The 4331-nt window shown below is 71.6% G+C and carries 5 protein-coding genes; 1 reads left to right on the forward strand and 4 read right to left on the reverse strand.

What is annotated here, in order from left to right:
• Together ABZ371_RS29575 and ABZ371_RS29580 are read right to left on the reverse strand one after the other, a co-directional pair.
• Positions 1-877: FAD-dependent oxidoreductase (locus ABZ371_RS29575; RefSeq protein WP_358685301.1), on the reverse strand; the 877-nt coding region annotated here is incomplete at its 3' end.
• A gap of 71 nt (positions 878-948) precedes the next feature.
• On the reverse strand, positions 949-1677 hold the full coding sequence (locus ABZ371_RS29580) for a DUF305 domain-containing protein (RefSeq protein WP_358685303.1): 729 nt from the start codon (positions 1675-1677) through the stop codon (positions 949-951).
• A gap of 115 nt (positions 1678-1792) precedes the next feature.
• On the opposite strand from ABZ371_RS29580, the gene ABZ371_RS29585 reads away from it, so the two are divergent.
• Entirely contained in the window at positions 1793-3283 is a 1491-nt protein-coding gene (locus tag ABZ371_RS29585) for a hypothetical protein (RefSeq protein ID WP_358685306.1), read from the forward strand.
• Positions 3284-3478: 195 nt separating this feature from the next.
• Here ABZ371_RS29585 and ABZ371_RS29590 read toward each other — a convergent pair whose 3' ends face one another.
• Together ABZ371_RS29590 and ABZ371_RS29595 are read right to left on the reverse strand one after the other, a co-directional pair.
• Complete coding sequence (locus ABZ371_RS29590) at positions 3479-3670, reverse strand: hypothetical protein (RefSeq protein ID WP_358685309.1); 192 nt, start codon at positions 3668-3670, stop codon at positions 3479-3481.
• Positions 3671-3817: 147 nt separating this feature from the next.
• The coding region (locus tag ABZ371_RS29595) for an HAD-IA family hydrolase (protein WP_358685312.1) at positions 3818-4331 on the reverse strand (514 nt) is incomplete at its 5' end.

The raw sequence follows: 4331 nt of genomic DNA on the forward strand, positions 1-4331 counted from the left end.
CGGCGACCCGCCCGCCCCTCTCCAGCAGTTCCACCGGCCGCAGGAAGAACCGCAGCCGGACGGTGCGCTCGCGGCCCGCGGGTCCCGGCGGGGAGGCCGCCCATTCGCGGAGCACCTCCAGGTTGCGCCGCACCACGGCGGGCAGCGAAGGTGCCCCGCCCCCGCCCGCGGGTGCCGTCCAGGCGGGGTCGAGGGCGAGTTCCGCGCGGTCCACGAGTGTCCGGGCCCCCGGCAGCCCGCCCAGTTCGCGCAGCTCCCTGGTGGTGAACCTCGCCTGTGAGGGGCCGCGCCTGCCCACGATGTGCACGTCGCGCACCAGGCTCGCCCCCAGGGCGTCGAGCACGGCCCGCGGCACGTCCGTGGAGCGCAGCTCGGCCGCGCCCCGGGCGAGGATCCGGGCCACGTCGACCGCGACGTTGCCGACGCCGAGGACCACGGCCGCACGGGCCCGCAGGGTGAAGGCGTCGACGGCCGCGTCGGGATGGGCGCTGTACCAGGAGACGAAGTCGGTGGCCGAGAGGCTGCCGGGCAGGTCCTCGCCCGGAACACCGAGCGGCCGGTCGGCCGAGGCGCCGACGCAGTAGACCACCGCGTGGTAGAGCTCCTTGAGCCGGCCGGGTGACGGGCCGCGCTCGCCGCCCACCTCGACGTGTCCGACGAACGTGATCCGGTCGTCCTCCAGGACGGCACGCAGACTGCTCTGCAGCGACTTGATCTTCTCGTGGTCGGGCGCCACGCCGTAGCGCACCAGCCCGTACGGCGCGGGCAGCCTGTCCAGCACGTGCACCCGCACGTCCGGCACGAGCGACTGCTGCACAAGGGCCTGGGCGGTGTAGATCCCGCTGGGGCCCGAACCGACGACGGCGACACGGAGCACGGCGCACCTCTTCCCGCAGGATGCCTCCAGCATGGCACCGCGCGGGGCGTCGGGGGAGGGCGCGCGGACGGTCAGGTCATCAGTGCGCGCATCCGGTCGATCTCCACGGTCTGCTGGACGACGACGTCGTTGGCCATCTCCTCGACCAGGACGTCGTTGCCGTCCGCGAGTGCCTCGGTCGCCATGGTGATCGCACCCTGGTGGTGGGTGACCATCAGCTCGAGGAACAGAGCGTCGAACGCCGCCCCGCGCGCCGCGCGCAACCGCTCACGTTGCGCCTCGGTCGCCGTACCGGGCATCGCGGAGTGGTCGTGGGCCTCCTGACGCGCCTGTGCGCCGTTGTTCTTCAGCCAGCCCTCCATGGCGCCGATCTCCGGCTTCTGCCCGGCGGCGATGCGCTCCGCCAGCCGCTGGACAGGCGCGGACGCGCCCCGGCCGGGCACGAGCGCGGTGAGTACGAGTGCCTGCTCGTGGTGTTCGATCATCATGCGGGCGTAGCGGAAGTCGGCGGAGTTGGGGGTGTCCGCACGCGCCGCCTCCACCGCCTCGTCGGCCGACAGCGTCCTGGCCGGTTCGCCCGGTCTTCCGGGGGCCACCACGGTCAGGCCCTTGTCCGGCCCCGCCTTCGCCCCCTCGTCGGAGCCGCCGGCGTCACAGGCGCCCAGGGCCAGGAGGGCGGCGGCGAGCGCGGTCGCCGCCGCGGTCGTGCGCGGACTCGTGGCCCGACGGTGGATCAGCACGGCGGCCTCCGGTGCCGGTCGGGTGTGTGGAGGACCATCCTGACACCGACCACCGGCCATTGATCGAACACCTTTATGACATCTCTGTTGCACTCTGTTGGTGTGTACATGAGAAGGACGATACTGCCGGTGTCCAGGACCGTTCCTCGACGGAACGGACACAAGGGAGGACGCAGTGACCTCGTTGCACACCACAAGCGTGCGGCGCAGACGTCTGGGTGTGGCGGCAGCCGCGGTCGGGCTCATCGCCACTCTGCTGACGGCCGGACCCGCGGCCGCGACGCCCGATCCCGGAGACACCGCCACCACCCGCGGCGGTGCCTCCGCGAGCCGACAGGCCGAAGTCCGGGCCGCCATCGAGGACGGCGAGATACCCGGCGTGGACGAGATCGTCCACAGCGGCAACATCGAGCACCTCACCAACGTCCCCAAGGACGCGCTGCGGGGGATCAACACGGACCTGGCCTTCCAGGGCGACTACGCCTACGCCGGCAACTTCGACGGCTTCCGCATCTTCGACATCAGCAACCCGAGGGAGCCGAGAACCGTCGCACAGGTCCTCTGCCCCGGCTCGCAGAACGACATCTCGGTCTCGGGGAACCTGCTCTTCCTGTCGACCGACTCCTCGCGCAGCGACGACTCGTGCGCGAGCACGGCGCAGCCCGCCACGGAGAAGTCCTCCTGGGAGGGCATGAAGGTCTTCGACATCAGCGACAAGCGCCACCCCGAGTACGTCGCCGCCGTCGAGACCGCGTGCGGGTCACACACCCACACGATCGTTCCCGAGCGCGGGAACGTGTACGTGTACGTCTCCTCGTACTCGCCGAACGAGACGTTCCCGGACTGCCGGCCCCCGCACGACGGGATCTCCGTCATCAAGGTGCCGCGCAGTGCCCCGCAGGACGCCCGGGTCGTGAACTTCCCCGTCCTCTTCCCGGACGGCGGCAACCCGGGTGCGCCGGCCAACCCCGGTGTCTCCAGGACCACCGGGTGCCACGACATCACGGTTCTGCCGTCGAAGGACCTGGCGGCCGGGGCCTGCATGGGCGACGGCCTGCTGTTCTCGATCGAGGACCCGGAGAACCCGAAGATCATCGACCGGGTCCAGGACAACGTGAACTTCGCCTTCTGGCACTCCGCGACCTTCAACCAGAAGGCCGACAAGGTCGTCTTCACCGACGAGCTCGGCGGCGGCGGAGCGGCGACCTGCAACGACGAGGTCGGCCCGCGCCGGGGCGCCGACGGCATCTACGACATCACCGGCCGGGGCGACCACCGCAAGCTCGTCCTCCGCAGCTACTTCAAGATCGACCGCCCGCAGGCGGACACCGAGGTCTGTGTCGCGCACAACGGGTCGATCATCCCGGTGAAGGGCAAGGACCTGATGGTCCAGGCCTGGTACCAGGGCGGTGTGTCCGTGTGGGACTTCACCGATTCCTCGAAGCCGAAGGAGATCGCCTACTTCGAGCGGGGACCCGTCTCGACCGACGCCGTCACCACCGCCGGCCCGTGGTCCGCGTACTACTACAACGGCTACATCTACTCCAACGACATCGCCAAGGGCTTCGACGTCCTCAAGCTCCACGACCGCCGGACCGACCCGGCAAGGAAGGTGCGGCTGCCGGAACTCAACGTCCAGACGCAGCCGGACTACTTCCGCCGCTGAGCCGTCCGCGGCACCGCGCGGGCACACCGATCGTCCCCGCCGGGCGGCTTCCGCCCGGCGGGGACGCGGTCCCGCGGCCGGGAGGCCGGCGCCGTTAATTCATTGACCGGCGAGCCGAGCGGGGACATGCTGTAACCCCTGATTCCGGCGACGCGGGGGATCGCCGGAATCAGCGCAACGTGACCGGGGCCACCGTCAGGCGGCGGGGACGCTCGTACCCGCCGCCGCGGCCCACTCCACCAGCAGGCGCTGGTACTCCTTCTCGTCGTCCGGGGACAGCAGTCCGCCCGAGCGCTGCCACAGGTCGCGGATCTCTTCGTTGACCACGGAGGCGGAGCGTTCGGAGCCGGGACGCACGGATACCGACGTGTTCGGGTACGGGGACATGCATCCCAGGTTAGGGCCCCGGCCGGACAGTTCACCCCCCTGCGGGCAGGGACATCCCTCACACCGTCTGCCGGAAACCTTCACGGCGGGTGCGTGAGCTGCCACGCGCGGTGGGACCGGACGCCCCCGGCGCCCCCGCGCGTCCCCTCACGAGGAGCCCCCGGCCAGGCCGAGCCTCCGGAGACCGTCCGGCCGCTCCGCCACGGGCAGGTGGTCCACGAAACGCACCTCGCAGCCCACCGCCGCCGCGCCCCCGTCGGCGTGGCGGTCGTCACCGACCATGACCACGTCCGCCGGGTCGCGCCCCAACAGCGTGCACGCCGTCCGGAACAGGCGGGGGTCCGGCTTCTGCACGCCGTGCTCGAAGGACAGGACGTAGACGTCGACCAGTTCGTCCAGGCCGTGCGCGCGGAACACGGGCCGCAGGTCCCATCCGATGTTGCTCACCACGCCGATGGCGGTGCCCCTGTCGCGGAGGCATCGCAGTACCGCCGGAACGTCGGCGTAGGGCTGCCAGGCATCCGGTCGCATGTGCCGCTCGTACAGCGCGTCGTACAGCCCCTCGTCCGGCAGGGCGGCCCGGCGGGCGAGGCCGGTGTACGCCTCCCGGTGGAGCCGGGCGCTGCTGTCGCGGGCGGCCCAGGCGGCGGCGAGACGCGGC

This window comes from Streptomyces sp. NPDC005899 (assembly GCF_040629645.1).
Classification (GTDB): Bacteria; Actinomycetota; Actinomycetes; order Streptomycetales; family Streptomycetaceae; genus Streptomyces.

Coding starts and splice junctions, on each gene's coding strand:
- ABZ371_RS29580 (WP_358685303.1), bottom strand. CDS start 1,677: ATGGCCGGTGGTCGGTGTCAGGATGGTCCTCCACACACCCGACCGGCA.
- ABZ371_RS29590 (WP_358685309.1), bottom strand. CDS start 3,670: ATGTCCCCGTACCCGAACACGTCGGTATCCGTGCGTCCCGGCTCCGAA.